This is a genomic window from Rhizobacter sp. P3_B12 (assembly GCF_056402895.1).
This window is the reverse complement of record NZ_JBFUGN010000840.1, coordinates 1-2738: the sequence shown is the minus strand read 5'-3', so window position 1 is coordinate 2738 and position 2738 is coordinate 1. Positions and strand designations below refer to the sequence as shown.

Here is a 2738-nt window from a genome sequence, read left to right as displayed (position 1 = left end):
GGCGACCTGACACAGCAGGCCACCGTGACGGAAGACATCACGGGCGCCATCGCCGACTCGGTGAACTACACGGTGGAAGAGCTGCGCACGCTGGTGTCGCAGGTGCAGGGCACGGTGGGCCGGGTGACCGAAACGACGCAGCAGGTGGAAGCCACGTCGACCGAACTGCTGGCCGCCTCCGACGAGCAGCTGCGCGAGATTCGCGAAACCGGCGAGTCGGTGTTGCAGATGGCAGGCCGAATCAACGACGTGTCGAGCCAGGCGCAGCAGACGGCCCAGGTGGCGCGCCAATCGCTGCAAGCTGCCGAGACCGGTCTGACCGCGGTGCAGAACACGATCGGCGGCATGAACTCGATCCGCGACCAGATCCAGGAAACCTCCAAGCGGATCAAGCGGCTGGGCGAGTCGTCGCAGGAGATTGGCGAAATCACCGAACTGATTTCCGACATTACCGAACAGACGAACGTGCTGGCACTGAACGCCGCCATCCAGGCCGCATCGGCCGGTGAAGCGGGTCGAGGCTTCTCGGTGGTTGCGGAAGAAGTGCAACGGCTGGCAGAACGCTCCGGCGACGCGACGCGGCAGATTGCGGCCCTGGTGAAGACCATTCAGACCGACACCCAGGATGCTGCGGCGGCCATGGAGCGCTCGACGCAGGGCGTGGTGGAAGGAACCCGGCTGTCAGACGCGGCAGGTAACGCACTGGGCGACATCGACCGCGTGTCACGCCAGCTTGCCGACCTGATTGCGCACATTTCCAGCCAGGCGTCCCGCGAAGCCGAATCGGCCAACGTGGTGGCGGCCAACATCCAGCACATTTTCGCGGTGACCGAGCAGACCGGTGAAGGTACCCGCTCCACCGCACAGATGGTGCGCGAGCTGTCCCGGACGGCCGAGGAACTGAAGCAATCCGTTGCACGGTTCAAGATCGGTTGAGCTAGTGTGTTGCCTGCGGCCTGGATCGTCCTGATCGGGGCCGCAGCCCTTCACTCCACACAGGCATCAAATGGATTGCCACCGCCCCCAACGCGACGATGAGCGACACCATGAGTGAGACGACAGACGACCTCAGCGCGCTCGCGTGGGTTCACGAAGAACTGCGCAAGTCCCTGGACACCGCCCACAAGGCGCTGCGCCGCTACGTGAAGGAAGCCGAGGCGAACAGCGGCTCCGACGTCGACGCCGTCGATCCGTCGGTGCTGCGCACGGCCCGGCAGCAGATCCATCAAGGGGTCGGCGCGCTCGAAATGGTCGGCTTGCCGGCCGTCGCACGACTGCTGGCCGCCAGCGAGGCGGCGGTGCAGCGCTTCGTCGCGAAGCCGCAGAAGCTCACGTCGGCCGAGGTCGACACCATCGAGCGCGCCTCGTTCGCGCTGCTCGATTACCTGCAGCGCCTGCTGGCCGACAAGCCGGTCTCGCCGCTCGCGCTGTTCCCGCAGTACCAGGCGGTGCAGACGCTGGCCGGTGCCGAGCGCGTGCACCCCGCCGACCTGTGGAACATCGACTGGCGCTGGCGCGAGCTGCCGACCGACACCTCGGTCAAGCCGCGCGCCCCCGATTCGATCGCCCGCGGCCTGATGGAACGCCAGCTGCTGCTGATCATGCGCGGCGAGCCGATGCCGGCCGTGCAGCGCATGAGCGACATCTGCGCCGGTCTCGGTGCGCAGGCCTCCGACCTGACCCACTCCACGCTGTGGAAGCTCGCGGCCGCCTTCTTCGAAGGCCAGGCCAACGGCCTGCTGAAGGGCGACCTGCACACCAAGCGCGTGGCCTCGCGGCTGCTCGCGCAGCTGCGCACGCTGGAGCGCGGCCAGCCCGATGTCTCCGAGCGCCTCGCGCAGGACCTGCTGTTCTTCTGCGCGCAGGCCACCTCGCCCGGCGACGGCCGCAAGACGCCGCGCCTGGCGGCGGTTCGCGTGGCCTATGGCCTCGCACAGCACCTGCCGGTCGACTACGACACCAGCCGCCTCGGTCGCTTCGACCCGGCGCTGATCGTGCAGGCGCGCAAGCGCGTCTCCACCGCCAAGGATGCCTGGTCGTCGGTGGCCGGCGGCGAAATGCACCGCATGAGCGGCCTGGCCGAGCAGTTCTCGCTGGTCGGCGATTCGGTCAAGCGCCTGTACCCGAGCGGCGAGCTGTTGGCCGACGAGCTGCAGCAGGCCGTCGTGCAGACGCAGCAGTCCAATGCCGCGCCCGAAGCCGCGCTCGCGATGGAAGTCGCGACCAGCGTGCTGTACCTCGAAGCCTCGCTCGAGGATGCCGATTTCGACCACCCCGAGCAGGCCGCCCGCGTGCGCCGGCTCGCGCAGCGCATCGCCTCGGTGCGCGCCGGCAACACCCCCGACCCGCTCGAAGCGTGGATGGAGGAGCTGTACCGCCGCGTCTCCGACCGCCAGACCATGGGCAGCGTCGTGCAGGAACTGCGCGCCTCGCTTTCCGAGGCCGAGAAGTCGATCGACCAGTTCTTCCGCAACCCGGCGCAGCGCGAGCTGCTGGTGCCGGTGCCGAACCAGCTGTCCGCGATGCGCGGCGTGCTGTCGGTGCTGGGCATGGACCAGGCCTCGCATGCCGTGCTGCGCATGCGCGAAGACGTCGATGGCCTCATGACGACCGAGGTCGACCCGCAGCAGGTCGTGCAGTCGGGCACCTTCGACCGGCTGGCCGGCAACCTGGGCGCGCTCGGTTTCCTGATCGACATGCTCAGCGTGCAGCCGCAGATGGCGAAGTCGCTGTTCGTG

At 68.2% G+C, this 2738-nt stretch carries 2 protein-coding genes; both read left to right on the top strand.

Features of this window, described 5'->3' with window-relative positions:
* The coding region (locus tag AC1D01_RS28855) for a methyl-accepting chemotaxis protein (RefSeq protein WP_477872534.1) at positions 1 to 936 on the top strand (936 nt) is incomplete at its 5' end.
* A gap of 110 nt (positions 937 to 1046) precedes the next feature.
* On the top strand, positions 1047 to 2738 hold a 1692-nt coding region (locus AC1D01_RS28850; protein WP_477872532.1), incomplete at its 3' end, for a FimL-related protein.